At 64.5% G+C, this 26,320-nt stretch carries 28 protein-coding genes; 14 read left to right on the forward strand and 14 right to left on the reverse strand.

Annotation, left to right across the window (positions count from 1 at the left end):
• Positions 1-28 precede the first annotated feature (28 nt).
• Positions 29-1,561: a nitric oxide reductase transcriptional regulator NorR gene (norR, locus tag AC1M7R_RS26480; RefSeq protein WP_072398785.1), complete on the reverse strand. Its 1,533-nt coding sequence runs from the start codon at positions 1,559-1,561 to the stop codon at positions 29-31.
• Positions 1,562-1,720: 159 nt separating this feature from the next.
• Between norR and ytfE the strand changes: the two genes are divergently transcribed.
• Positions 1,721-2,395 (forward strand): iron-sulfur cluster repair protein YtfE, encoded by a 675-nt coding sequence (gene ytfE, locus AC1M7R_RS26485; protein WP_072432085.1) that lies wholly within the window; start codon positions 1,721-1,723, stop codon positions 2,393-2,395.
• A gap of 108 nt (positions 2,396-2,503) precedes the next feature.
• On the opposite strand, the gene AC1M7R_RS26490 is transcribed toward ytfE, so the two are convergent.
• Positions 2,504-2,944 (reverse strand): hypothetical protein, encoded by a 441-nt coding sequence (locus tag AC1M7R_RS26490; protein WP_072432086.1) that lies wholly within the window; start codon positions 2,942-2,944, stop codon positions 2,504-2,506.
• Positions 2,945-2,966: 22 nt separating this feature from the next.
• Complete coding sequence (locus tag AC1M7R_RS26495) at positions 2,967-4,157, reverse strand: NnrS family protein (RefSeq protein WP_072432087.1); 1,191 nt, start codon at positions 4,155-4,157, stop codon at positions 2,967-2,969.
• Positions 4,158-4,740: 583 nt separating this feature from the next.
• Between AC1M7R_RS26495 and AC1M7R_RS26500 the strand changes: the two genes are divergently transcribed.
• Together AC1M7R_RS26500 and AC1M7R_RS26505 are read left to right on the forward strand one after the other, a co-directional pair.
• Positions 4,741-5,424, forward strand: a complete 684-nt coding sequence (locus AC1M7R_RS26500) for a Crp/Fnr family transcriptional regulator (protein ID WP_072398789.1) — start codon at positions 4,741-4,743, stop codon at positions 5,422-5,424.
• A complete protein-coding gene (locus AC1M7R_RS26505) occupies positions 5,421-5,621 on the forward strand; it encodes a protein DnrP (protein ID WP_072398790.1) in 201 nt (66 codons plus the stop codon). The genes AC1M7R_RS26500 and AC1M7R_RS26505 overlap by 4 nt, the downstream gene beginning before the upstream one ends.
• Positions 5,622-5,625: 4 nt before the next feature.
• On the opposite strand, the gene AC1M7R_RS26510 is transcribed toward AC1M7R_RS26505, so the two are convergent.
• From AC1M7R_RS26510 to AC1M7R_RS26535, 6 genes are all read right to left on the reverse strand, one after another.
• On the reverse strand, positions 5,626-7,464 hold the full coding sequence (locus tag AC1M7R_RS26510) for a nitric oxide reductase activation protein NorD (RefSeq protein WP_072398791.1): 1,839 nt from the start codon (positions 7,462-7,464) through the stop codon (positions 5,626-5,628).
• Positions 7,465-7,643: 179 nt separating this feature from the next.
• Positions 7,644-9,071: a cbb3-type cytochrome c oxidase subunit I gene (locus AC1M7R_RS26515; protein WP_072398792.1), complete on the reverse strand. Its 1,428-nt coding sequence runs from the start codon at positions 9,069-9,071 to the stop codon at positions 7,644-7,646.
• Positions 9,072-9,074: 3 nt separating this feature from the next.
• Positions 9,075-9,515: a c-type cytochrome gene (locus tag AC1M7R_RS26520; protein WP_072398793.1), complete on the reverse strand. Its 441-nt coding sequence runs from the start codon at positions 9,513-9,515 to the stop codon at positions 9,075-9,077.
• Between the two features lie 174 nt (positions 9,516-9,689).
• On the reverse strand, positions 9,690-9,944 hold the full coding sequence (locus AC1M7R_RS26525) for a cytochrome C oxidase subunit IV family protein (RefSeq protein ID WP_072398822.1): 255 nt from the start codon (positions 9,942-9,944) through the stop codon (positions 9,690-9,692).
• Between the two features lie 12 nt (positions 9,945-9,956).
• Complete coding sequence (locus AC1M7R_RS26530) at positions 9,957-10,541, reverse strand: cytochrome c oxidase subunit 3 family protein (RefSeq protein WP_072398794.1); 585 nt, start codon at positions 10,539-10,541, stop codon at positions 9,957-9,959.
• Positions 10,525-11,328 (reverse strand): CbbQ/NirQ/NorQ/GpvN family protein, encoded by an 804-nt coding sequence (locus AC1M7R_RS26535; protein ID WP_072398795.1) that lies wholly within the window; start codon positions 11,326-11,328, stop codon positions 10,525-10,527. The genes AC1M7R_RS26530 and AC1M7R_RS26535 overlap by 17 nt, the downstream gene beginning before the upstream one ends.
• 198 nt (positions 11,329-11,526) lie before the next feature.
• Here AC1M7R_RS26535 and AC1M7R_RS26540 point away from each other — a divergent pair, with 198 nt between their 5' ends.
• The 11 genes from AC1M7R_RS26540 (at position 11,527) to AC1M7R_RS26590 (ending at position 20,624) form a co-directional block, all read left to right on the forward strand.
• The gene (locus AC1M7R_RS26540) at positions 11,527-13,206 is read left to right on the forward strand and encodes a cytochrome D1 domain-containing protein (protein ID WP_072432088.1); all 1,680 of its coding nucleotides are present in this window, start codon (positions 11,527-11,529) and stop codon (positions 13,204-13,206) included.
• A 24-nt stretch (positions 13,207-13,230) separates the two neighbouring features.
• A complete protein-coding gene (locus tag AC1M7R_RS26545; RefSeq protein WP_072398797.1) occupies positions 13,231-13,539 on the forward strand; it encodes a c-type cytochrome in 309 nt (102 codons plus the stop codon).
• Positions 13,540-13,646: 107 nt separating this feature from the next.
• Positions 13,647-13,949, forward strand: a complete 303-nt coding sequence (locus tag AC1M7R_RS26550) for a c-type cytochrome (protein WP_231991136.1) — start codon at positions 13,647-13,649, stop codon at positions 13,947-13,949.
• The gene (locus tag AC1M7R_RS26555; protein WP_072398799.1) at positions 13,946-15,124 is read left to right on the forward strand and encodes a cytochrome D1 domain-containing protein; all 1,179 of its coding nucleotides are present in this window, start codon (positions 13,946-13,948) and stop codon (positions 15,122-15,124) included. The genes AC1M7R_RS26550 and AC1M7R_RS26555 overlap by 4 nt, the downstream gene beginning before the upstream one ends.
• Positions 15,125-15,126: 2 nt before the next feature.
• Positions 15,127-15,588, forward strand: coding sequence for an Lrp/AsnC family transcriptional regulator (locus tag AC1M7R_RS26560; protein WP_072398800.1), 462 nt, complete (start codon positions 15,127-15,129; stop codon positions 15,586-15,588).
• Positions 15,581-16,093 carry a siroheme decarboxylase subunit beta gene (gene ahbB / locus AC1M7R_RS26565; protein WP_072398801.1) on the forward strand — a complete coding sequence of 171 codons (513 nt, stop codon included), beginning with the start codon at positions 15,581-15,583 and terminating at the stop codon, positions 16,091-16,093. Before AC1M7R_RS26560 ends, ahbB (AC1M7R_RS26565) begins: the two co-directional genes overlap by 8 nt.
• Positions 16,086-16,529 (forward strand): Lrp/AsnC family transcriptional regulator, encoded by a 444-nt coding sequence (locus AC1M7R_RS26570; protein WP_072398802.1) that lies wholly within the window; start codon positions 16,086-16,088, stop codon positions 16,527-16,529. The genes ahbB (AC1M7R_RS26565) and AC1M7R_RS26570 overlap by 8 nt, the downstream gene beginning before the upstream one ends.
• Entirely contained in the window at positions 16,504-17,031 is a 528-nt protein-coding gene (gene ahbB / locus AC1M7R_RS26575) for a siroheme decarboxylase subunit beta (RefSeq protein ID WP_072398803.1), read from the forward strand. Before AC1M7R_RS26570 ends, ahbB (AC1M7R_RS26575) begins: the two co-directional genes overlap by 26 nt.
• Positions 17,032-17,072: 41 nt before the next feature.
• Positions 17,073-18,254, forward strand: a complete 1,182-nt coding sequence (gene nirJ / locus AC1M7R_RS26580) for a heme d1 biosynthesis radical SAM protein NirJ (protein ID WP_072398804.1) — start codon at positions 17,073-17,075, stop codon at positions 18,252-18,254.
• A gap of 37 nt (positions 18,255-18,291) precedes the next feature.
• Positions 18,292-19,131, forward strand: a complete 840-nt coding sequence (gene cobA, locus AC1M7R_RS26585) for a uroporphyrinogen-III C-methyltransferase (protein WP_072398805.1) — start codon at positions 18,292-18,294, stop codon at positions 19,129-19,131.
• Positions 19,128-20,624 (forward strand): nitrite reductase, encoded by a 1,497-nt coding sequence (locus AC1M7R_RS26590; RefSeq protein ID WP_092181895.1) that lies wholly within the window; start codon positions 19,128-19,130, stop codon positions 20,622-20,624. Before cobA ends, AC1M7R_RS26590 begins: the two co-directional genes overlap by 4 nt.
• A gap of 121 nt (positions 20,625-20,745) precedes the next feature.
• On the opposite strand, the gene AC1M7R_RS26595 is transcribed toward AC1M7R_RS26590, so the two are convergent.
• Genes AC1M7R_RS26595 through nosZ form a run of 5 tightly spaced genes read right to left on the reverse strand, consistent with a single transcriptional unit; the run spans position 20,746 to position 26,311 of the window.
• Positions 20,746-21,273 carry a nitrous oxide reductase accessory protein NosL gene (locus AC1M7R_RS26595; RefSeq protein WP_072398807.1) on the reverse strand — a complete coding sequence of 176 codons (528 nt, stop codon included), beginning with the start codon at positions 21,271-21,273 and terminating at the stop codon, positions 20,746-20,748.
• Positions 21,274-21,302: 29 nt separating this feature from the next.
• Positions 21,303-22,133, reverse strand: coding sequence for an ABC transporter permease (locus tag AC1M7R_RS26600; RefSeq protein ID WP_072398808.1), 831 nt, complete (start codon positions 22,131-22,133; stop codon positions 21,303-21,305).
• Complete coding sequence (locus AC1M7R_RS26605; protein WP_072398809.1) at positions 22,130-23,047, reverse strand: ABC transporter ATP-binding protein; 918 nt, start codon at positions 23,045-23,047, stop codon at positions 22,130-22,132. The genes AC1M7R_RS26600 and AC1M7R_RS26605 overlap by 4 nt, the downstream gene beginning before the upstream one ends.
• Positions 23,044-24,363, reverse strand: coding sequence for a nitrous oxide reductase family maturation protein NosD (locus AC1M7R_RS26610; RefSeq protein WP_072398810.1), 1,320 nt, complete (start codon positions 24,361-24,363; stop codon positions 23,044-23,046). The genes AC1M7R_RS26605 and AC1M7R_RS26610 overlap by 4 nt, the downstream gene beginning before the upstream one ends.
• 28 nt (positions 24,364-24,391) lie before the next feature.
• Positions 24,392-26,311: a TAT-dependent nitrous-oxide reductase gene (gene nosZ / locus AC1M7R_RS26615; RefSeq protein WP_072398811.1), complete on the reverse strand. Its 1,920-nt coding sequence runs from the start codon at positions 26,309-26,311 to the stop codon at positions 24,392-24,394.
• Between the last annotated feature and the right edge of the window lie 9 nt (positions 26,312-26,320).

Below are 26,320 nucleotides of genomic sequence, written 5' to 3' on the forward strand. Positions count from 1 at the left end.
GCGTTGAATGCAACGATCCCGGTGAACGCTATTTGAGTCCCAACCGCCGCGCCAGTTTGTGCAGGTTGCTGGGATCGACCTCCAGCAACCGCGCCGCGCCGGCCCAGTTCTGCCCGCAGCGCTCCAGGGCCTTGAGAATCGCCTGCCGCTGGCAAGCGTCGACGGTTTCATTCAAGGGCAGCAACGGTGCGTCGTCCGTCTGCGCGGGCGAATCCGGCCGGGCTTGCGCGGGGCCGACGCTGGCGCTGACATCCAGGTCCAGCACCTGGGGTTCCAGGGTCATGATCAGGCTGCGGTTGGCGCCCCGGCTCAGTTCCTTCAATGCCGCGCGGCTGATCACGTGTTCCAGCTCACGCACGTTGCCAGGCCAGGTATACGCCAGCAGCGCCTGCTCGGCGGCCGGTGACAGGCGCAGGCCGCGCAGGCCCAGCCGTGTGCGGTTCAGTTCGAGGAAGTGCCCGGCCAGCATCAACACGTCGTGGCCGCGCTCGCGCAGGGGCGGGATCGGTACCGGGTAGACCGAAAGCCGGTGGTACAGATCGGCGCGAAACAGCCCGTCGCGGATGCTGTCGGGCAGATGCCGGTTGGTGGCGGCGATGATGCGCACATCGACGTGCAGCGGCTTGTCGGCGCCCAGGCGCTGGATCTCGCCGTTCTGCAAGGTGCGCAGCAATTTGGCCTGTACGCTCAACGGCAGCTCACCCACCTCATCGAGGAACAGCGTGCCGCCATTGGCCGCGTCGAAGCGGCCGGCACGATCGGTCGTGGCGCCGGAGAACGCGCCCTTGACGTGGCCGAACAGCTCGCTCTCCGCCAGGGACTCCGGCAGCGCCGCGCAGTTGACCTGCACCAGCGGCTTGCGGCCGCGCCGGGACAGTCGGTGCAGACGTCGGGCGAACAGCTCCTTGCCCACCCCAGTCTCTCCCAGCAACAGCACCGGCAGTTCGGAATCGGCCAGCACGTCCAGCTCGTTGAGCAACTGCTGCAGCCCTTCGCTGCGGCCGATGATTTCGCCCTCTTCGGCCGGCAGGCGCAGGTCCGAGGGGTCGCTGCGCGAAGCCCGCAGGCTGCGGTTCTCCTGTTCGAGCCGGGTGACCCGTACCGCCGCTTCGATTTGCAGGGTGCACCGCTTGAGCTCCTCCCGGGCCCGGCTGTCGAAGGTGCCGGCGTGCAGTGCATCCAGGGTGATCGCACCCCAGAGGCGCCCTTCCACGTACAGGCTCACACCCATGCAATCGTGCACCGGCAACGGCTCGCCCACATGATGATCGAGCAGGCCGTCATAAGGATCCGGCAAGCGACTGTCGGGTTCGAACCAGGTGGGCTCGCGCGACGCCATGATGGCCGCCAACCGAGGATGCTGGGCAATCACGAATCGGCGGCCCAGCGCCTCATGGACCAGGCCCACGGTCGCTACGGGCCGGAGGCTGTCGTCGTCCAGGCGCAACAGCGCCACGGCACCGCTGTTGAAATATTCGCGCAGGGTCTGCACCAGACGCTGCAACCGCACGGCATTGGGCAGCTCGACGATCAGGTCGGCGGCCAGGCTTTCACGCAGCATGGTAATGAGTACCCTCCAGGGTTCGTTTGACCCCTTGCAAACAGGGTGATAATCACCCCCTGTAAAAATTTTCCTTTGCCTTTCAGTAACTTGAATCTGGCACACGGACTGCAACGTCCGGTCATCTGTCCCTCCCGGGATTCAACCCAAGGAAACATGATGAACCTCGACCTGCTGGAACGAAGCCTCGGCCAACTGGCCTGTGACATTCCCGGTGCCACCCGCACCTTTCACCATTACAACCTCGACTTCTGCTGCGGCGGACAGAAGACCTTGCGCGAAGCGGCCCTGGTCAAGGGCCTGAACCCGCTCCTGATCGCCGACGCCCTCAGCACGCTGCAGGCCGCCGGGGAGCCGGGCCATGATTGGCGCGACGAACCCCAGGAGCGCCTGATCGCCCACATCCTGGAACGCTATCATGCCCGCCACCGCGAACAGTTGCCGGAACTGATCCGCCTGGCTCGCCGTGTGGAACAGGTGCATGGCGCCCGCGCCACGTGCCCCAACGGCCTGGCCGACCACCTGCAGGACCTGTATCAGGAACTCGAAGGCCACATGCTCAAGGAGGAACAGGTGCTGTTCCCGATGCTGCAAGGCGGACTCGGTGATCGGGCCTCGGCGCCGATCCAGGTGCTGCGCTACGAACACGACCAGCACGGCGAAGCCCTGGAAATCATGCTGGACCTCACCGACCAGATCACCCCGCCAGCCGATGCCTGCAATACCTGGCGCGCCCTGTACCGCGGGCTCGTGGAGCTGCGGGACGACCTGATGCAGCACATTCACCTGGAGAACAACGTGCTGTTCGTCAATGCGATGCAGCCGACTCGCTGACCCTCAAACAGCGCATTGCCCCCTGTGCAAGCGAGCTCCAGCAGGGGGTTGATGTCGTTCAACCTGTTCGGCCCCTCCTGGATCCAGTGTTGGCCTTCACCTCCCTGCTCAAAACTGCCAATAGAACATCGCCTTGGCCAACACCACGATCAACACCATGTGTGCCAGGATACTGCGCCGCAGCCAGCAGCCTCGCGACGGGCTCAGCCGACCACGGGTCAACCAGTAGGCCAGCAACAGATAGTGTCCGATGATGCTCGAAGCCAACAGGATCTTCAGGCTCAGCAGCAGGCCGAAGCTGTTGCTCAAGGGCTGGCTCAATGCGCCACGATGCTGCCAGGCCAGGCCGATACCGGCGCCATACAGCAACAGCACCACACCATGCAGCACATGGCGCGAGCGTCGGGCGATGGCCTGCTCGGCAGCCTCCCGTGCACCTTCGGCCAGAGGCCGGCGGGCCGCGTGCCAGATGCACACCTCGAAAAACAAGGTGCCGATGAAGGCGATGGCCGCCAACAGATGCGTGACCAGCAAGACCCCATACATCATCGTTCGCCTCCGTCCGCAGGACTCATCCCGGATGCCCGTCCACCCGGGCCTGCAACAGCATCGGACCGTAGCGCCAGGCATAGAGCCCGAACGCCAGCGTCCAGCAGAGTCCCGCCAGCCAAAGGGCGGCCAACGGAAACACCATCACCAGCAACACGCGGCTCAGGCCGGCGAGGTTGAGCAGGATGAACGCCAGGGTCATGCCCGACGGCGGCTCGAGCGGTCGCCCGGTATGGCCCAGGCTGACCCGTGCGATCATCGCCAGGATCAACCCGGCCATGGCGCCGATGCTCAGGCTGTGCACCGCCAGGCTCGGATTCAGCGGCACGCCGAAATGCCAGAGCGCCATGCCCAGGCAAGCCAGCACCAGCCAGGCATAGGCCAGGTGCAGCGACCACAGCAGCGGGACCCGCCACAGGTCCCGATCATGCCAACGCACCAGACGAATTCCGTGCCCGACCGCCAGCCCGGCGAACAGCAGGCCACACACGGGGTTGACGGTCAGCGCCGTGCCGAACGCGTACAGCAGCGCCACCCATGCCGACCCCGCCAGCAGCAGCCAGTCGAGCCACGGCCAGGGGGCAACGCCCTCTACCCGGCCGAGGCCTCGCTGGGTGAAGAACGGAATGACTCGCCCGCCGATCAACCCCATCATCGCCGCCACCAGCCACAGGCCAGTGAGCACGCTCTGGCGCTGCAGAGCGTCGTCATGCCGGGCCAGGCCATAGATGGATAACCCATCGGCCGCGGCCAGCAACAGCAACACCAGCACGACCGGGTAATTGCGCTTCTGCCGCACGCGCCACAGCATGCTGCCCATCAAGGCCGCCACCGCCACGGCGAATCCCAGCTCCAACACCAGCAGCAACGGCCAGGGTGCCGCGCCCAGCCAGGCCAGACGCGCCCCCAGCCAAACCATCGCCAGGGCCGCCAGGCGCCTGCCGCTGAGCCCCGGCGTCCCCGTCCAGGTCTGTACCGCCGTCAGCAGGAACCCGGCGATGATCGCCAGGCCGAAGCCGAACAGCAGCTCATGACGGTGCCAGGCCAACCAGCCGCCCGCCGGCTGCCAGGCCGACAGGTGCCCTGTGAACACCGACAGCCACAACGGTATCGCCACAAGGGCGAGCACGCAGCCGGCCAGGAAAAACGGCCGGAACGCCAGGCGCCACAACGGCAGGATGGCCATGGCCTTGCGACGGTCGAGCACTTGCATACACCACTCCTTTGCCTCATCTGGCTCGCCAGGGAGGTACGACAAATCAGGGTTCGAATGATCGGCTATCGCCGCAGACCGGCCTTGTCTCAGATCAAGCCAGCCCGTCGGCGACGCTGCGCCTTCGACCCTCACTTGCAAGGGGCTTGCCGGACACGACCACGCTCCCCAGGCCCTGCCCAGGCGGACCCGGCGCAACCCTGCGGGAGCGGGGCTGGCCGGGGCTGCGAGGCGTGTCGGACACGGAACCGACAGCCACGCGGCGATGGAAAGCCTGTCCATCGTCCGAAAAAACTGTAGCAGGAAAGGTAGTTATTACCCGTTCAGGGTTGTTTTTACCCTGATGCATCAGGGTAATTTTTACCCTCATCGACGACAAAGCCCCAGGGAACCACGCTCGGCCCCCTGGCCCGCCTCTTGCTCAGGGACGGCATAGTCTTCTGCCCTGGGGTGCCCCATGAAACATGTCGCTTTGCCGCTTGCCTGGTTCGTCGTGCTGTCCTGCATCGTGGCCCTGGCCAGCGGTCTGTCCCTGAGCCTGCTCTGACCCGAACCTTCATTTTCCATCACAAGGATCCACGCCATGGTGCTCCACCGTGTCCATCACCAGATCTTGCGCAGCCATCATCTGTTCGAGCCCCTGAACGAAGAACAGCTCGACGAATTGATGAGTACCAGTCAACTGCTGAACATCGACAAGGGTGATCCGCTGTTCCGCCAGGGCGAACCGGCGCAGGCGTTCTACTTCGTGATTGCCGGGGCGGTGAAGATCTACCGGCTCACCCCCGACGGCCAGGAGAAAGTCTTCGAGGTCATCGGCGAACGCCAGACCTTCGCCGAGGCCATGATGCTGATGGACACCCCCAACTATGTCGCCTCCGCCGATGCGGTCGGCCCGACCCAGCTGTATCGCCTGTCCAATGCCACCTATATGCGCCTGCTGCAAAGCAACAGCCGGCTGACCTTCGCCCTGCTCGGCAAGCTGTGCGTGCGCCTGCATCAACGGGTCAACGAAATCGAGACCCTGTCGCTGAAGAACGCCACCCACCGCGTGGTTCGCTACCTGCTGACGCAGCTGGTACGCCTGCAAACCGTGGACAGCCAGTTCGAGTTGCCGATGGCCAAGCAGTTGATCGCCGGCCACCTGTCCATCCAGCCGGAAACGTTTTCGCGAATCATCCGGCGCTTGATCGATGAAAAGATCATCACCCAGGACGGTCGCCAGATCGCAATCCTCGATCGCCTGCGCCTGGAGCAATTCGAATGAGCCCACGCCCCATCTGCCTGTATTGCCAACAGGCCAACCCTGCCAGTGAAACCCAATGCCGCCAGTGCGGCATGCCCCTGCCGGCCGAGGCGGCACTGGCTGGGGCACGGCGGGTGCGCCGTTTCACCTGGTTCTGCGTAGGGCTGGCGGTATTGTGCGTGGCGATGTTCTTCTGGTTGCCTCGCGACATCGCCTGACACCTCAATCCTGGGTCAATTGCCGGTACAGCTGCGGAAGGCGTAGCGGCAGTTGCTCGGGCTGGCGAATCAAGGTGTAGCCGTTGGCCCCGAACATGTACGGCAGATAATCCCCCGCCTCGCGATCGATGGTGATGCAGAACGGCGTCACCCCCTGGCGGCGGGCTTCCAGCACGGCCTGGCGAGTATCCTCCACACCGTAGCGGCCCTCATACAGGTCCAGGTCATTGGGCTTGCCGTCACTGAGCAGCAGCAACAGCCTGCGCCGCCGCTTGCAGCCTGCCAGGCGTTGCGTGGCCTGCCGGATAGCGGCGCCCATGCGCGTGTAATAACCGGGCTTGAGGCCCTGGATACGGCCGCGGGCCTGGTCATCGTAGTGCTGGTGGAATGTCTTGAGCTCATACATCCGCACCTGCTGGCGACGCAGGGATGAAAAGCCATACAAGGCAAAGTCGTCCCCCAGCACCGACAGCGTTTCGGCGAACAGCAGCAGGCTGTCGCGGATCACATCGATCACCCGGTGCTCATCGTTGAGATGGGCATCGGTGGACATCGACAGGTCAGCCAGCAGCAGGCAGGCCAGGTCGCGGCGGGTCTGGCGTTGCTCCATGAACAGGCCACGCTCGCTGCACGGTCCTTGCCGGCGCTCGACGTGAAAATCCAGCCAGGCCTGCAGATCCAGTTCCGAACCCTGGGTTTGCTGGCGCAACCACTGCCGGTCGTTGCGCAGATGCTCGAACTGGCGGCGCAACCGCTGGGCCGGGGAACGCAGACGTGCTGGCAACGGTTGGGGTTCGCAGTCGCGAGGAGCAAACGTCTGCAAGCTGACGAAATCATCCTGGAGGCGCTGTTTGCGGTAGTCCCATTCCGGCAACAGGATGCCTTCGCCCAGCGGCATGTCATCCGCGTCGGCTGGCGGCAGGTCCAGATGCAGTTTCAAGCCACCGCCCTTGCGCAACCGCGTGCGCGACAAGGTCAGTTGATCGAGGTCTTCGGCCACCCGGGCGGCGTGCGGATCCTCGCTGTCGTCCGACCAGCGATCCAGGTCCACGTGCTCGGTCCAACTGAACAGGTTTTCCAGGCGCACGATGAGCAGGCCGCCGTCACGACTGGTTTCGTCGATGCGTTCGGCGCGCTTGCGTCCACCCTGCTGTTCACCCGGCGGTGTCGCCAGGTACTGATCGGACTCTTCGAGATCGGCGCCTTGGGGATTGGCCAGATGCCGGGGCGGATATAACCAGAGCGGAAGCGGCCAGGCTGCCCGTTCGCTGCGCGGGAAATGCTCGACACTGCCGGGCTCGCGCAGGGCCTGGCACAACGCGCGCTCCAGGGCCGCTTCAGCCGGGTCGAGTGTGGCCGGATCGGGGCGCAGCGCCAAGTGCGTTTCCACCAACCGCCGGTAGCGAGGACGCAGCACCGGGTAGCGCTGCAATACCGCCTGGGTCCAGCGCTGGTTGTCCCGCCCCCAGTGCCTCATCGGCCCCGACTGCGCGGCCAGCAACGCGAGCCATCGATACAGCTCTTCGTTCAGGCCGACATCGGGAAACGCCGCCAGGCTCGCCGGCAGACGCAGGTTATTGCCGTCGCAGCAAGCCAGGGGTACTCGCTTGCAGGTGCCGGCGATCTGCTGCAACAGGTTGCGACGTAGCAGCAGATCACGGTCGCTGACCGCCTCCACACCCAACTGGCGAGAACCGCCCGTGGCGTGAAACAGCACTTGAAGGGCGCGTAGTCGCGCATTCAATTCCACCCGTGCTTCGGGAAAATCCACACTGGCGCGACGGGTGATGAAACGGTGCCAGACACTGCCGACCCATTCTTCCAGCTCCAGGGTGAATGCCATGGTTATTCTCCTCTTAAGCCGAACCCATTGTGGCGAGGGGATTCATCCCGCTGGGGCGTGAATCGGCCCCTGCATCCGGTCTGATACACCGCAGTAGCAGACCTTTTGGAGCTGCTTCGCAGCCCAGCGGGGATGAATCCCCTTGCCACAAATGGGTCCGGACTAACCACTGTGGTGACTCACGAAGGCACCACCGCCGCCGGTGCACGCAGCGCCGCACGCCCCCGTTGACGGAAGCTGAACAGGTAGCAGAGCAACCCGAGCAGGAACCCGACGCCACTGACCAGGCGCGCCCAGAACAGCGGCTTGAGCTGATCCATGGTGGCCATGAACGGCAAGGCACTGCCATCCACCGCCCAGCGCTGCAGCCATACCTGGACGACACCGGCAGCGGTGAGGAACAAGGTGATCATTACCATCGACAGGGTCATCAGCCAGAAGCCCCAGACCTCCAGTCGCTGGGAACGCTCGTCCGCCGCTTCGCCCAGTCCGCGCAGGCGCGGCATGGCATAGCTGATCAGTGTCATGACGATCATCGCGTAGGCACCGTAGAACGCCAGGTGACCATGGGCCGCGGTCAGTTGCGAGCCGTGGGTGTAGTAGTTCACCGGTGCCAGGGTGTGCAGGAAACCCCAGACGCCCGCCCCGAAGAAGGCAGTGACCGTGGTGCCCTTGGCCCACAGCGTCGCCGCACGGTTCGGGTGTTGCCGCCGACGGTTCTTCACCATGCTGAAGGCGAAGACCACCATTGCCAGGAACGGCAGCGGCTCCATGGCCGAGAAGATCGAGCCGACCCACAGCCAGACCTCGGGCGCGCCGATCCAGAAGAAGTGGTGGCCGGTGCCGATGATCCCGGTGATCAGCGCCATGGCGATGATCACATAGAGCCATTTCTCCACCACCTCCCGGTCCACGCCGGTGACCTTGATCAGCACGAAGGCCAGCATCGAGCCCATGATCAGCTCCCACACGCCTTCCACCCAAAGATGCACCACCCACCACCAGTAATACTTGTCGCGGGCCAGGTTTTCCGGGTTGTAGAAGGAGAACAGGAAGAACACCGCCAGGCCGATCAGGCCTGTCATCATCACCATGCTGACCGTGGTCTTGCGGCCCTTGAGCAGTGTCATGCCGATGTTGTAGAGAAAGCCCAGGCACACCACCACGATACCCATCTTGGTGATGGTCGGCTGCTCCAGGAACTCCCGCCCCATGGTGGGCAGCAGGTCGTTGCCGGTGACTTTCGCCAGTGTCGCGTAGGGTACCGAGAGGTAACCCAGGATGGTCATCACGCCCGCGGCGGCGAACACCCAGAACAACAGCAGCGCCAGTTTCGGGCTGTGCAACTCGCGATCGGCCTCCTCCGGCACCAGGTAGTAAGCCGCGCCCATGAAGCCGAACAGCAGCCACACGATCAGCAGGTTGGTGTGGACCATGCGGGCCACGTTGAAGGGGATCAGCGGGAACAGGAAGTCGCCGACCACGTATTGCAGGCCCATGATCAAACCGAACAGCACCTGTCCCAGGAACAGCATCAGGGCAAACACGAAGTAGGGTTTGGCGACGGCTTGCGAGGCGAATTTCAGATGCGGATTAGCCATGCTCATCTCTCAGCCCTCCTTGTTTGGCGGCCAGCCATTGGTGTTGATTTTCGAGCTCCACTTGAGGAATTCGCCGAGGTCGTCGACTTCCTGCTCGCTCAGGTTGAACTGCGGCATGGCCCGGCGCCCAGGGGCTCCCAAGGGCTGCATTTTCATCCAGGCCTGGAGGAACGGCTTGAAGGCTTCCTCGCCACCGCGCCGGTTGATCACATTGCCCAGCTCCGGCGCGAAATAAGCGCCCTCGCCCAGCAGCGTGTGGCAACCGATGCAGTTGTTGCGCTCCCAGACGCCCTTGCCGCGAATCACCGACTCGCTCAGTTGGGCCTGGTTGCTACGGTCTGGAAAGGTCTGTTCGGTGTGGTAGGTCAGGGCCAGGAATATCAGGAAGAAGAAGATGCTCCCCCCGAAATAAATATTCCTGGCCATGCCTTTGGTGAAGGTATCTGACATGGTCACTTCCTCATTGCTTGGCGTGTTCATTCTAGGAAGCGAGGGCTCTGAAACCGCTTGATGGCAATCAAGAATCTCCGATGGTTTTGGTGGGTTGTTCCGCCACCGCCCAAAAGGCAGGTGAGCTTTTATGGCAGGGGTTGTTTTGTGGCGAGGGATTCTGTGTTCACAGGTTCAGGCGGGTGTGATGACGATCCCTATTACACTCGCCAACAGCACCGCCCAGCTCAGCACCAACCAACGCCACAACCGCGGCGCATGGCGCAGTTCCATGAAGCCGTCGGCGATCAACCAGGCCTTGCCCACCGCGACCGCCAGGATGGCGATGGACACCAGCCCGGTGGCGGCGACCTGGCCCAGGGCGACAGTACCGATGCTCAGCACGACCAGCATCGACCAGCAGGCGATCAGGACACGGGAAGCCGGCACGAGCACCTCCGCTCAATCGAGCACGTAGACAACCGGAAACAGCACCACCCAAACCAGGTCCACCATGTGCCAATACAGCACACCGGACTCCAACCCGCTGCAACGCTGCGAATCATGGCGACGCCGCCGGCAGCGCTCGGCCAGCCAGCCGAGGATCACCATGCCCAGCAGCACATGCAGGAAATGGAACGCCGTGAGGATCCAGTACAACGTGAAAAACGTGTTGCGCTCCAGGCCCAGGCCGCTAGCCGAAAGATGGGCATATTCGGTGAGTTTGATCCCCACGTAGCCCGACGCGAACAGCAACGCCAGCCACAGCGACACCGCGCCCCGCCGTGGCCGATCCTGCCGAACCTGTTCCTGGGCCAGTGCGGCGAACAGTCCGGCGGTGAGCAGGCTGAGGGTCATGGCCAGGCCGGTGGAGCGATCCAGCAGTTGCCGGCCTTCGCTGAACATTTGCGGATGCAACGCCTGGGCGACGGTGAAGGCCAGGATCAGCAGTGCGAACACCGACAATTCGGCGAGGATGAAAAACCACATCGCCAGGTCACCCGGCAAACGCCGGGCCACCGCCACGGGCTCAACCGAAGTGGACATCGACCACTTCCATCAACGCCGCGACGGTCTGCGGATCGTCGCTCAACGGCTCGGCCAGGCACGCCAGGCAGGCCTGGCGCGGCTCCATCCCGGCGCCGATCATCCGCGCCGCGAATATCAACAGGCGGGTCGATGCCACTTCTTCCAGGTCATGCTGGTCGAGCCGGCGCAACGCCTGTCCCAACCGCACCACCTGGGCCGCCAGGGCCGGGTCCACCGCGGCCTCGCGAGCCACGATGCGCTCCTCGTCCGGCACCGCAGGATAACCGAAGCGCATCGCCACGAAACGCTGGCGCGTGCTGGGTTTCATGCCCTTGAGCAGGTTCTGGTAACCCGGGTTGTAAGACACCACCAGCATGAACGACGGCGGCGCCTGGAGCACCTCGCCGGTGCGCTCCAGATACAGCTGGCGGCGATCGTCGGCCAGCGGATGCAAAACGACCGCCGTGTCCTGGCGCGCCTCCACCACTTCGTCCAGGTAGCAGATGCCGCCCTCGCGCACCGCGCGGGTCAATGGTCCGTCCTGCCACCAGGTGCCCTGGGCGCCGATCAGGTGGCGGCCCACCAGGTCGGCGGCACTCAGGTCGTCGTGGCACGCCACCGTGTACAGCGGCAGTTTGAGGCGGTGGGCCATGTGCTGGACAAAACGGGTCTTGCCGCAACCCGTGGGCCCCTTGATCAGCACCGGCATGCCATGGCGCCAGGCCTGCTCGAACAGCGCAGGTTCGTTGTCCTGGGGTTGATAGAAAGGCTCGTCCGGTTGGTGGAGCGTGTGGCTCGGGTTCATGGCAAGGCCTGCTGGAACAATACGATTACCGGCCACGCTACGGGCCCCTGCGACAACCTGGCAAGGAGCTCGGCGGGCAAACTTGATCGACGTCAAGCGAGTAATCACAGGCCAGGGAATAGCCTTGCATCGCACCCGGAACCTGCGCGCCGAACATCCATTACAGCGCAGCGCGGGTCATGCCTGAGGAGAAATGGAATGCTGATCAGCCACAAAAAATCGTGGGTCCTGAGGGTCACGGCGCTGTGTACCGCGCTGGTGGCGTCCCACGCCTTCGCCGACCAATCCGCCGCCCCCGACCAGCCTCGCCTGGTCAAGACCGAAGGCGCACCGGACCTGAGCCAGGCCGACTTCGACGCGGCCAAGGAAATCTATTTCCAGCGCTGCGCCGGCTGCCACGGTGTCCTGCGCAAAGGCGCCACCGGCAAGCCGCTGACACCGGACATCACCCAGTCGCGCGGCCAGGCCTATCTGGAAGCGCTGATCACCTACGGCTCGGCCGCCGGCATGCCGAACTGGGGCACCTCCAACGCCCTGACCAAGGACCAGATCACGGTCATGGCCAAGTTTATCCAGCACACCCCGCCGACACCCCCTGAATGGGGCATGGCCGAGACGCTCAAGACCTGGAAAGTGCTGGTCAAGCCTGAGGATCGGCCCACCCGGCAACTCAACTCCCTGAACCTGCAGAACCTGTTCTCGGTGACCCTGCGCGACGATGGCAAGATCGCCCTGATCGACGGGGACAGCAAGCAGATCGTCAAGCTGATCGACACCGGCTATGCGGTGCACATTTCTCGCATCTCCGCTTCGGGACGCTACCTGCTGGTGATCGGCCGGGACGCCAAGATCGACATGATCGACCTGTGGCCGAAGGAGCCGACCAAGGTCGCCGAAATCAAGGTGGGCATCGAGGCCCGCTCGGTGGAAACCTCCAAGTTCAAGGGCTATGAAGACAAGTACGCCATAGCCGGTTCGTACTGGCCGCCGCAGTTCACCATCATGGACGGCGAGACCCTGGAGCCCAGGCAGATCGTCTCGACCCGGGGCATGACGGTCGATACCCAGCAATACCATCCCGAGCCCCGGGTCGCGGCCATCATCGCGTCTCACGAATGGCCGGAGTTCATCGTCAATGTCAAGGAAACCGGCAAGGTGATGCTGGTCAACTACCAGGACATCAAGAACCTCACCATCACCAGCATCGACGCCGCGCCATTCCTCCATGACGGCGGTTGGGACAGCAGCCACCGCTACTTCATGACGGCCGCCAACAACTCCAACAAGGTCGCGGTGATCGATTCCAAGGAGCGCAAGCTCACCGCCCTGGTGGACGTGGGCAAGACCCCGCACCCGGGTCGTGGCGCCAACTTCGACCACCCGCTCTACGGCCCCGTCTGGGCCACCAGCCACCTGGGCGACGCCGGGGTCTCGCTGATCGGCACCGACCCGCTCAAGCATCCGCAATATGCCTGGAAGCAGGTCGGCTCGCTCCAGGGCCAGGGCGGCGGTTCGTTGTTCATCAAGACCCATCCCCAGTCCCGTCACCTGTACGTCGACACCACCCTGAGCCCCGACGCCAAGCTCAGCCAGTCGGTGGCGGTGTTCGACATCGACAAGCTCGACGCCGGCTACAAGGTGCTGCCGATCGCCGAATACGCCGGAATCAGGAAAGGCGCGCTGCGAGTGGTGCAACCGGAATACAACAAGGCCGGCGATGAGGTCTGGTTCTCGGTCTGGAGTGGTCAGGAAGACGAGTCGGCGCTGGTGGTGATCGACGACAAGACCCTCAAGGTCAAGAACGTGATCAAGGACAAGCGCCTGATCACCCCGACCGGAAAATTCAACGTCTACAACACCCAACACGACATCTATTGAGCCCCATCAATAAGAGGAAAAACCATGAAGCCTATTCTGATTGCGTTGGCCTTGACTGCCGCCTACAGCCTGCCGGCGTCGGCGCAAGACGGCCCGACGCTGTTCAAGAGCAAGCCCTGCGCCGCCTGCCACTCCATCGACACCAAGGTGGTGGGCCCGGCGCTCAAGGAGGTGGCGGCGAAGAATGCCGGCGTCGCCGGGGCACAGGAGGTACTGGCCAAGCACATCAAGGAAGGGACCCAGGGAAACTGGGGCCCGATGCCAATGCCGGCCAACCCCGTGACCGAAGAGGAAGCCAAGATCCTCGCGGCGTGGGTCTTGACTCTTAAATAACGCTCAAGGAGTCCATCCCTGTGGCGAGGGATTTATCCCCTCGTCACAGGAGCGCGCACGATTTCAATTCAGGAGGCGTCATGGAACGACACAGCACTGCAATCTCGATGACCACCCTCCTCTTCGCTTTCTCTTCCTGCGTGCTGGCCGCTCCCGACCACCAGCGCCAGGCTCAATTGCAACACCTGCTGGACCAGGACTGTGGCGCCTGCCACGGCCTGTACCTGACCGGCGGCCTCGGCCCTCCCCTGACCCATGAAGCCCTGGCCGGTAAATCCCGCGACAGCCTCATCGCCACCGTCACCTTCGGCCGCCCCGGCAGCGCCATGCCCGGTTGGGCGGCACTGCTCGCTCCCGACGATATCCGCTGGCTGGTGGACCGGCTCCTTCAAGGAAAACCCGCCTCATGATCCGTTCTCTCCTGTCCTTCACGGCCATCGCCATGCTGCTGTCGGCTTGCGCCCAGACGCCGCTGCGCGGCACAGGTGACCTGGGGGTGGTGGTGGAGCGCGCCACCGGCAGCCTGCAGATCATCGAGAGCGACACCCATACCGCCCTCGCTCGTGTCGAAGGGCTGGGCGATCTGTCACATGCCTCGGTGGTGTTTTCCCGGGACCAGCGTTATGCCTACGTGTTCGGCCGCGATGGCGGCTTGAGCAAGGTCGACCTGCTCAGCGCACGTATCGATCGCCGCATCATCCAGGGCGGTAACAGCATCGGCGGGGCGATCAGCCAGGACGGCAAGCTGATCGCCGTCTCCAACTACGAGCCCGGGGGCGTCAAGGTGTTCGATGCCCGGACCCTGGAGCAGGTCGCCGACATTCCCGCCACACCGCTGCCTGACAGGCAGAAGCGCTCCCGGGTGGTGGGCCTGGTGGATGCACCGGGGCAACGCTTCGTCTTCAGCCTGTTCGACACCGGGGAAATCTGGAGCGCCGATTTCAGCCAGGGCCCAACGCCACGAATCGAACGTTTCACAGGCATCGGCCAGCAACCCTATGACGCGCTGATCACCCCGGACGGTCGCTATTACATGGCCGGACTGTTCGGCGAGGACGGCATGGCCCAACTCGACCTGTGGCACCCCGAACGCGGCGTGAAACGTGTACTCGGACACTACGGGCGCGGCCAGGCCAGGCTCCCGGTGTACAAGATGCCTCATCTGGAAGGTTGGGCCATGGCCGACCGACACGCCTTCGTGCCCGCCGTCGGTCATCACCAGGTGCTGGTGATGGACGCTCGGCGCTGGCAGCCGGTCGATGCCATCGCCGTGGCCGGCCAGCCGGTGTTTGTCACGGCACGCCCGGATGGCCGGCAGCTGTGGGTCAACTTCGCCTACCCGGATAACGACCGCGTCCAGGTCATCGACACCCAGACCCACGCCATCGTCGCCGACCTGAAGCCGGGACCTGCGGTGCTGCACATGGAATTCACCGCGAGGGGCGACCAGATGTGGTTGTCTGTCCGGGACGGCGGCGAGGTGCAGGTGTGGGATCCGTACCGGCTCGAGCGACTGGCCACCCTGCCCGCCCAGAGCCCCAGCGGGATTTTCTTCAGCAGCCGCGCCCACAAGCCGGGGTACTGAGCATGAACACCGCCTCGCTCTCCCGTCGCCTGATCGACCGTTTTCAGCATGGCATGCCGTTGTGCCCGCAGCCTTACCAGGCCATGGCCGAGGCCTTGGGTTGTACGCAAGCCCAGGTGCTCGACTGCCTGCAACACCTGCAACTGGCCGGCACCCTGTCGAGGATCGGCCCGGTGTTCGAGCACACCCGGGCCGGCGCCAGCACCCTGGCAGCCCTGGCGGTGCCCGTGGACCGCCTGCATCAGGTGGCGGCCCGCGTCAGCCATTACCCGGAGGTCAATCACAACTACGCCCGGGAACACCGCTACAACCTGTGGTTCGTGCTCACCGGCCCCGACCGCGCCCACCTGGACAACATTCTCCTGGAGCTGGAAAGGGACACCGGCCTCACGCCGTTGGACCTGCCCATGCTGACCGCCTACCGCATCGACCTGGGCTTCGCCCTGGAGGCTGCTGATGAATAACGCGTTGAGCGAACGACAATCCCTGGCCCTGCGCCGTCTCCTGGAAACGGGACTGCCCCTGACCCCGCGCCCTTTCCAGGCGCTGGCCGGGCAGATCGAAGCCCGCGAAGAACAGGTCCTCGAACAGATGCGGCAATGGCATCAAGAGGGGTTGTTCCGGCGGGTCGGCCTGGTGGTCAACCATCGTGCCCTGGGCTTCGCCGCCAACGCCATGCTGGTACTGGACGTACCGGATGCCCTGGTGGACGAAGTGGGTCGCCGCCTTGGCCAGGCCCCGGGAATCAGCCTCTGCTACCAGCGTCCGCGACGCCTGCCCCAGTGGCAATACAACCTGTTCTGCATGATCCATGGACGCCAGCGTGACCGCGTACAGGCACAGGTCAAGGCCCTGCTCGAACAGCACCTGCTGGACGACCTGCCCCATGAATTGCTGTTCAGCTCCCATCTGTTCAAGCAGTGCGGCGGGCGATACGCCCCTCCTGCCGGAGCGCGTCTCGATGGATGACCTGGATCGACGCCTGATCAACCGCCTGCAACTGGGCCTGCCGCTGGTACGTCAGCCCTGGCAGGCATTGGCCCATGAACTGGGTAGCAGCAGTACCGAACTGCTCGACCGATTGCATGAGCTGCTCAATGACGGCGTGCTCACCCGTTTCGGCCCGATGTTCGACATCGATCGACTGGGCGGGGCGTTCACCCTGGCCGCCCTGGCGGTGCCCGAGCCGCGCTTCGACACCATCGCCGAGCTGCTCAACGGCATGCCCGAGGTGGCCCACAACTACCGTCGCGAGCACGCCTGGAACATGTGGTTCGTACTCGCCTGCTCCAGCGAACAGGCGATCACCGACACCCTGCTGCGCATCGAGCGCCTGACAGGCCTGGTACCGCTGAACCTGCCCAAGGAGGAGACATACCATGTCGGCCTGTATTTCCCCGTGTGATTCGTTGCTGTCCACGCCGCCTGCGGCGCAAGCGACTTCGGTACGGCGGTTGGTGGAACTGACCCAGGCCGGCCTGCCGCTGGTGGACGACCCCTGGGGGTGGCTGGCCGAACAGCTGGGGCTGAGCGTGGAAGCGACCCTCGACCTGCTCAAGTGCCTGCAGGCCGAAGGCGCCATCCGTCGCATCGCCGCCGTTCCCAATCACTACCGCCTGGGCTACCGCCACAACGGCATGACGGTCTGGGACGTGGCCGATGCCGACGTCCCGCGCCTCGGTGCCCTGTTGGGCGCGCAGCCCTTCGTCAGCCACTGCTACCGCCGTCCGCGCCAGCCCGGCTGGCGCTACAACCTGTTCGCCATGGTGCATGGCCGCAGCCGCGAAGAGATCGACCGCTACCGCGAACATTTGCGGTATCTGCTGGGCGAGGCCTGCGCCGCCGACGACATGCTGGTGAGCAGCCGCATCCTGAAAAAAACCGGCCTGCGCCTGCCTTCCCCCTAGGCGTTGTATGAAAGAGTGCCTGCGCGACGAAGGAGCGCTTTATGTTGAGGATCAGCCATTATCTGCGGGCCCTGGCCGGGCAATGCCCTGCCCCGCGCACCTCGCCACCGGGCAGCGTCCGGCCACCGGTGGTGATCTGGAACCTGCTGCGGCGTTGCAACCTGACCTGCAAGCATTGCTACGCCACCTCCGCCGACAGCGTGTTTCGCGACGAGCTGGATACCGCCGCGGCCCTCAAGGTCATCGATGACCTGCATGACGCCGGGGTCCGCGTGCTGATTCTTTCCGGTGGCGAACCCCTGCTGCGCGAAGACCTGTTCCAGCTCAGCCGGCATGCCCGGGATCGGGGATTGTTTCTCGCGCTGTCCACCAACGGCACCCTGATCACTGCGGACAACATCGAGCGAATTGGCGCGGCGCAGTTCGATTACGTCGGCATCAGCATCGATGGCCTGGAAGCGACCCACGATGAATTCCGCCAGCTCAAGGGCAGCTTCGCCCGCTCCATGGCGGCCATCCGGCTCTGCCGCGAGCAAGGTATCCGAGTGGGACTGCGGACCACCCTCACCCGGCAGAACCACCCACAGCTTCCCCAACTGCTGGGCTTGATGAGGGAATACGACGTACAGAAGTTCTACCTGTCACACCTCAACTACAGCGGCCGGGGCAAGCGCAGCCGCACGCTCGATGCCCACCAACAGATGAGCCGCGAGGCCATGGGATTGATCTTCGAACAGGCCTGGGACGACATCGAACAGGGCCGCGACAGCGATTTCGTCAGCGGCAACAACGACGCCGATGCGATCCTGCTGCTGCAATGGGTCGCCCGACGCCTGCCCCGGCATGCCGACGCACTGGAGCAGATGCTGCGAGCCTGGGGCGGCAATGCCTCGGGCTGCGGCATCGCCAATATCGACAATACCGGCGAGGTTCATCCCGATACCTACTGGTGGCAGCACTCGGTGGGCAACGTGCGCCGTACGCCGTTTCGCACCCTCTGGTACGAGCGCCCCGACCCCCTTCTGCTGAAACTGCGCGAGCACCCACGGACCGTGGGCGGCCGCTGCGGCCACTGCCGCTGGCTGGCCATCTGCAACGGCAATACGCGCACCCGGGCCTGGGCCGAGGGTGACCTGTGGGGCCAGGACCCCGGGTGTCATCTGCTGGACGAAGAAATCGGCCTGCAGGCGATTGCCAATGTCTCCCTGTCCCCCGCGCGCTGAGCCAATGGCGAATCTGCTACCGAACCAAGGAAATCCCATGCCTGCCCCCATCGTTTTGCCCGCTGCCCTGCAATCGCCCTTCAGACCGGGGGAAGTCGCCCTGGTCGGCGCCGGCCCCGGTGACCCCGGCCTGCTGACGCTGCGTGCCTGGAGCCTGTTGCAGCAGGCCGACGCAGTGGTCTACGACCGCTTGATCAGCCCGCAGCTGCTGGGCCTGGTTCCGCTGACATGCGCCCGGCACTACGTTGGCAAAGCCGCCGGTTGCCACAGCCTGCCCCAGGCACAGATCAACACGCTGCTGGCCGACCTGGCCGGACAGGGACAGCGGGTGGTCCGGCTCAAGGGCGGCGATCCATTCATCTTCGGGCGCGGCGCCGAAGAACTGGAATACCTGCTGGCCCGCGGCATCGATTGCCAGGTGGTACCGGGGATCACCGCCGCTGCCGGTTGCAGCGCCTACGCCGGCATTCCCCTGACCCACCGCGACCTGGTGAATTCCTGCCGCTTCATCACTGGCCACCTGCAACGCGAAGGTGATCTTGAGCTGCCCTGGCAGAGCCTGGCGGACGACAGCCAGACCCTGGTGTTCTACATGGGCTTGTCGAACCTGGGCACCATCGCCACGCGGCTGATGGCGGCAGGCCTGGCGGCCGACACCCCGGCGGCCTTGATCAGCAACGGCACACGCCCCGACCAGCGAGTGCATCGCGGCACCCTCGCGCATTTGCCGGACATGGCCGCGCAGTGTTGCGAGGGCCTGCCGACCCTGACGGTGATCGGTCGGGTGGTCGGCTTGTTCGCCCACCAGCCGCTGCAGCATCCGGCGTGCCTGCATCCTGTGCAATCCCTGTTCCCGGTCTCGAAGGTGGCGCCATGATCCGCTGGTGGCTGGCCCCCCTGCTGTGGGTGGGCACGGCCCATGGCAGCGATGCCAACGTCCCGGACCTGGAACTGGCCGAGCGCACCTACCAGCAGTACTGCCAGCAGTGCCATGGGGTCAATCGCATCGGCGGTGCCGGGCCTGCGCTGTTACCCCAGAGCCTGGGCCGGATCAAACCCGCCGAGATTCGCCAGGTCATCGAAAAGGGCCGGCCGGCCAGCCAGATGGCAGGGTTCGGTACAGTACTGGACGCCGCCCGGATCGATGGCCTGACCCATTACCTGCAGCGGCCGCCCGCCGTCGAGCCAAGCTGGAGCGAGGACGACATCCGCCACAGCCACCGCCTGCTGGCGGATGTCGCCAGCCTGCCCGACAAGCCCCAGCACCAGGCCGACCCGCTGAACCTGTTCGTGGTGGTGGAAGCCGGTGACCACCATGTCGATATCGTCGATGGGGACCGCTTCGAAGTGCTGGCCCGCTTCGCCTCGCATTTCGCGGTGCATGGCGGGCCGAAGTTCTCGCCCGATGGGCGCTTCGTCTACCTGGCGTCCCGGGACGGCTGGGTCAGCCTGTACGACCTGCACAATCTCAAGCTGATCGCCGAGGTGCGGGTCGGTCTCAATACCCGCAACCTGGCGGTCAGCAAGGACGGGCGCTGGGTGCTGGTGGGCAACTACCTGCCCGGCAGCCTTGCCGTGCTGGATGCCCGGGACCTGTCATTGGTCAAGACCATCGAGACCGTCGACAGCCGTGGCCAGGCTTCCCGGGTCAGCGCGGTCTATACCGCTCCGCCGCGAGACAGCTTCATCGTTGCCCTGAAGGATGCGAAGGAAGTCTGGGAATTGCCCACCGGCCCGAATCCGGACTTCGTGCCGCGGCGCATCGAGGTCCAGGACCACCTCGACGACTTCTCTTTCTCCCCCGACTATCGCCAGTTGCTCGCCACTTCACGCAAGGCCCAGGGGGGACAGGTGGTCGACCTCGACAATGGCCGGGTCGTGACCGACATTGCCTTGCCGGGCATGCCGCACCTGGGTTCGGGAACCTATTGGCAACGCGATGGGCACTGGGTGTTCGCCACGCCCAACATCAGCAAGGGGCTGGTCTCGGTCATCGATTTGAGCACCTGGAAAGTCATCAAGCAGATCCCCACCCTGGGGCCGGGATTCTTCCTGCGCAGCCACGCCAGTTCCCGCTACGCCTGGACCGACGTGTTCTTCGCCCCGGGCAACGATGCCATCCACCTGATCGACAAGCAGACCCTGGAAATCGCCCATACCCTGCGCCCCATGCCCGGCAAGACCGCCGCCCATGTCGAATTCACCCGCGACGGCCGCTACCTGCTGCTGAGCATCTGGGACACCGATGGCGCGCTGATCGTCTATGACAGCCAGACACTGCAGGAAATCAAGCGCCTGCCCATGAACAAGCCTTCGGGCAAGTACAACGTCGGCAACAAGATCGAATTCGCCGAGGGCACGTCCCACTGAAACACACCACCCCGCAGCGCGAGCCTTCCCCGGGGTGGTCATTTGCATCATTGCCGATACGGATCCCTCGTGCGCTTACCTGCCCACGATGGCGACAGCTCAGCCGACACGAAGGGCTCGGTCAATGGCTCATGGAAGACATGGCCGAGGCCTGCCCGAGCAGCTCCTGGTCGATGTCTTCCAGGCGCAGGACACGGCCGCCAGTCTCACTGGCGAGTTTCCGGGCTGCCTGGGCATCTGAGAAGGAGGCCAGCACCACGCCCATGGCGCCCTTGAGGCCGGTGCCGACGACGAACCAGGCGGTACGCGCATCGATCAGGTGGGCATCGTCCGGGGCATCCCAATGGCCGCGGCCCATGTCGTGGACGTACAGCTTGACGTCGGCCCGTTGGTTCTCCGGCTGCAGCCACCAGCCGAGCATCTCCGCCGGCGAGCAGAATTTCTTCACGCCGCCCGCCCCCACCGCCGCCCCCTTGGGCCCGGGGAAGTCAGTGATGACCATGCCGCACACATGGCACTCGTCACCGGGGTGAAACGCCAGGGTCGCCTCGCTGGACGATGGCGCCGCAGCCTTTTCACACCCCGCCAGCGCCAGGCACACCACTATCCCGGCCAGGAGGCGGCTCGCCTTGTAGGACACCTTGTTCATCGTTGCATGCTCCATTCATCAATCACAATTCAAGGGCACCGGCGCTCGAACAGCCGATAGGCCAACCCTAACGGCACCGCCATCCACACCCCGAGGCAAAGCCAGAGCACCGGCCCCGACACCGGCAAGTCGCTGCCCAGGGTCATGACCGACGCACCGCTGGAGACGCCGTCGAACCCCGACAGGTTGATCAGCCGGTACACATCGGTAGGGTTGAACAGCAACAGCCAGGGCAGCAGGTCCGGGCTGAAGCGGCCCTCACTCAGTACCAGCAGCGCCAGCAGTACCAGGTCGAACACCAGCACGAAGAAAAACCACACCCCCAGCGCGAGGCCGGCGGCGGTGGACTTTTGCGTCGAAAGACTGCTCAGCACATAGGCCAATCCCAAGAAGACCCAGCCCAGCAGCGAACTCGACAGCATGAAACGGCCAAAGGCCCAGAGCAGCAGGCCCAGCTCGACGTCGTCGACCAGCAAGGCGATGGCGAGCGTTGCGCAACCGAAGCCGATCAGCGTCGCCAGGCTCAGGATCAGGCCATGGCCGACAAACTTGCCCAGCAGCAACTGTCCACGGCTCAGCGGGTAGGTCAGCAACAGCAGCAAGGTCCCGCTCTCGTCCTCGCCGACGATGGCGTCATAGGCCAGCAGCAAGGCGATCAAGGGCATCAGGAAGGTCGCCAGGCTGGCCAGGCTGGCCACGGTGGCCGGTACCGAGGTGAAGCCCAACTGGCCGGACGCCGCGGCGCCCAACCAGGCGATGCCGATCGCCAGCACGGCGAACAACAGACTGATCGCCAGCAGCCAGCGGTTACGCAGGCCATCGCTGAACTCCTTGCGGGCCATGTTCCAGATCGGGTTCATGGACGCACCTCCCCGGCTGCCGCGCCGCTCATGTAATGGCGGTACAAGTCCTCGAGGGACGGCGGCTTGATCTCGACATCCGTCGGGTTGTGTTGCGCCAGCAACTGACGCAGCAACGCCAGCTTGCTGCCGTCGGGCGCGGCCACCTGCAAGCCTTCGGCTCCCCAGCCCTGGGTGACATGCCCCTCGCTGCGCCAATGCTGTTGCAACTGGCTGGCACGGGCCAGGCCCGAAGCCCGGATCAGGGTCGGCAGCCGTGCCTCCTCCCGCAGCCGCGCCAGGCTGCCCAGGGCCAGCAGGCGCCCTCGGGTCAGGATCGCCGCGCGATTGATATGCGTCTCGACGCCGGGCAGGACGTGGGAACAGAGGATGATGCTGGTGCCCTGCCAGCGCAGGCGATCGAGCAACTGGTAGAGGTCCTGGGTCGCGATGGGGTCCAGGCCCACGGTCGGCTCGTCCAGCAGCAACAGCCGCGGTCGGCCGAGCAAGGCCTGGGCCAGGCCGAGGCGTTGCCGCATGCCTTTGGAGTAGGTCCGCACCTTGCGCCGCGAGGCCTGGCTCAGCCCCACCTCCTCCAGCAGGCGCTCGACCTGCCCTGGCGCGGCGCCCTTGAGCCGGGCGAAATGGCGCAAGGTTTCCAGGCCGCTCAACTGCGGGTAGAACATCACGTTCTCCGGCAGATAACCGAGCATCTGTCGCACGCTGGGATCGCTCGGTGCCCGGCCGAATACCCGCACCTGTCCTTCACTGGCCCGCAGCAGGCCCAGGACCAGTTTCATGGTGGTGGTCTTGCCCGCGCCGTTATGGCCGAACAGACCAAGCACCTCGCCCTGGGCCAGGTCCAGGTCCAATCCATGCAATACGGTGGCGTCGCCATAACGCTGGCTGACGCCCTCGATCTCGACGACGTTCAAGGCGCGTCCTCCGAAGCAGTGTTGCGTTGCGGGGCGAAGACCGGTGCCGCCATCAACGGATGGCTGTCCGTCACCCCAGGGGATTTCATTACCGGGAAGGCTCGCTGCACCCAGCGCAACAGCTCGACGCCCGGACTGTTCATCAACAGCCGTACCTGGGGGTAGCGCCACAACAGGCGATCGACGTTGTCGTTGGGCTCATAGGCCACGTCGCCCAGGCCGTCGCCATTGCGATCCCAGCCAAGGTAGTCGCTCCAGTAATTGCCGCGTCCGTCCGCCGACCACTCCTGCAAGCGCGTGGCGACGTACTTGACCTGACGGCGATTGCCGGCAAAGACATTGCCGGCGATGCGGTTGTCTTCCGAGCCGGCGGTAAGGTGTATGCCCAGGGCGCTGCGCTCGAAGTGATTGCCTTCGATACGGTTGAACAATGAGTTGTAGATGAACAGCCCCTTGCCCTCGGCGCCGGTGATCATGGTGTCGCCGGTGGAGCCGTCGCGTACGTCGGTGACGAAGTTGTCCCGCAGGGTCGAATAGGTGATGTAGTTCATCAGGATCCCGTAGTTCTGGTCCTGCTCGGAACGGTTGCCGATGACCGTCAGCTTGCGACTTTGCATCAGGGCATACCCGGTGCGGGTACGCCGGGTGGTATTGCCCAGCAGGCGGTTATCGTTGGCGAACATGTAATGCACACCGTAGCGCAGGTCCTCCAGGGTATTGCCCTGGAGCAGGTTGTCGCTGGAGGTATCGATGTAGATGCCGTCGCGGGCCTGCCGCACCTGGTTGCCAATGACCCGGGCGCCCTGCACGGCATACAGATGGATGCCATTGCCTCGGTCCTGGGAACGCAGGCTCGGATCGCCCTGGATGACGTTGTCGATCAGGCTGACGTCCCGCGCGCCATCGACCCAGATGCCGAAACCCTGGCCCTGCATGCGGCTCAAGCGCACCACGGCCCCCCTGGCGACCGGCTGGACGAACACGGCGGCGTTCATGGCGGTCAGGTCATGGCCCCAATCCAGGAACGTACAGCCCTGGACCTGGACGTCCGGGGCCCGGATGATCAGCCCGTTGCCCTCCCCCTGCCCCTGGAATACCGCCCCCGGCGCACAAGTGAGGGTCATCGGCTGATCAATGCTGAACGAGCCGGTGTATTGCCCGGCAGGCAGGCGCCATTGGCGCTCGCCCTCGGCCTGCAAGGGCAGATTCGTGATGGGTTGCGGCGCGGCGAGCGCGCCGCCAGACAGCAGGCAGAGCACCAGCGCAATGACCGGTTGGCGAGCATGGCCCGCGGGTGGCCGCGTGTTCCAGGTCATTGCACCTGTCTCCTTTCGATGGGCCGACTCAGGCCTTTTCCACCAGCATGCGTCCGACCATCTCCATGTGCAGGGCGTGGCAGAACCAGCTGCAGTAGTACCAGTGCAGGCCAGGCTTGTCGGCGATGAAGGTGATGGACGAAGTCTGTTGCGGGCTGATCTCCATGCTCGCGCCGTGGTTGGTCATGACAAAGCCGTGGGAGACGTCCTCGATCTGGTCGATGTTGGTGATCGTCACGGTCACCTCGTTGCCTTGCTTGACGGTGAACTCCGTCACGCCATAGGCCGGTGCCATGGAGGTCATGTAGACCCGCACCTTGTTGCCGTCACGGATGACCTTGTTATCGGTCTCCAGGTTGATCCCGTCTTTCTTGGCCAGCGCCACGGTGTCGGCGAAGAACGGGTCATTGCGGTTCCAGATCTTCTGGGTCTTGATCTGGTCGCGCCGGGCGAGGATGCAGTCATGGGGCTCGGCGAAGGTGGGGCCATCGTGCACCAGCTTCATTTCCTCCCCGGAAATGTCGATCAACTGGTCATTCTCGGGGTGCAGCGGACCGGTGGGCAGGAAACGGTCCTTGGAGAACTTGCACAGCACCACCAGCCATTTGCCGTCGGCATCGCTGGATTCGGTCAAGGACGCGTGGTTGTGGCCAGGCTGGTACTGCACATCCAGCTTCTGCTTGATGTAGTTGACCTGCTCGCCCTTGTAGGCGCGGATGGCCTCCTCCATGTTCCATTTCACCACCTGGCTGTCGATGAACAAGGTGGTATAGGCGTTGCCGCGTCCGTCGAAGGTGGTGTGCAGTGGCCCCAGGCCCAGTTCCGGCTCGGCGACGATCACGTCGCGAGGATCCTTGAGGCGGTCGGCGAACAGATCGTCCAGGCGGTCGATGGCAATCATCGAGACCGTGGGCGACAGCTTGCCGTTGGCGATGAAGTATTTGCCGTCGGGGGAAGTATTGCAGCCGTGGGGATTCTTCGGCACCGGGATGTAGCGGGTGAATTCGCAATCCTTGCCATTGACCCGGCGCCCATCGACCACCGGCACCTTGGAACCGTCCAGGGTCATGAACCTGCCGGCCTTGATCGCCGCCTCGATACGCGGGATGTTGTACACCACCACCCAGTCGCGCTCGTTGCGCATCATGCCGCCCAGGTCATAGGCCTTCTCGGAGTTGTAGCAGGTGCTCGCGGCATATTTGCCGGTGTAGTCGGCATCGGTGTTGTCCAGGTTGCCGTCGACGATCACCTGGAACGCCATTTCCATCTTCTCGGCGTCGATGGCGTTGAACATCGTGAAACTGTTCTTGTCCTGCAAGTCGAAGGTATGGCCGTCATTGGGGTGCGGAATCACGAACTCGCCGTTGGCGAACACGTACTTGGTGTACGGCACCTTCTGCAGGCGCAGGCCATGGATGGCTTGCACGTTGGGCACCGTAAGCATCTTGTCGCACTTCATGATGTCCAGGCGGATACGCGCCACCCGGGAGTTGGCCTTGTCGTTGATGAACAGGTATTTGCCGTCGTATTTGCCGTTCGTCATGGAGATGTGCGGGTGGTGGCAATCGCCGTTCTGGAACCTGGCGCTGTCCCCCAGCACGCGCTTGCTTTCGTTGGTCAGCCCCCACCCGGTGGCCGAGTCGACGTTGAAGACCGGGATACGCATCAGTTCGCGCATCGACGGCACCCCCAGCACCCTCACCTCGCCCTGGTGGCCGCCGCTCCAGAACCCGTAGTACTCGTCCAGCTCGCCGGGGGCCACATGGATCCTGGACTTGGCCTCCTTGGCCGCAGCGGCCCAGGATTCACGGGTGAATGTCCCCGCGCCCAGCGCCGTTGCGCCGGCCAGTACCGCTCCGGTGACGGCGCCGGTACCCAGGAAACTGCGGCGGCTGACGCCCCGGGGCTCTTGCGCCACGTCAGGATTGTCGGTTTTCTTATCGCTCATGCTGTGTGC

It is taken from the genome of Pseudomonas sp. MS01C9, assembly GCF_058202755.1.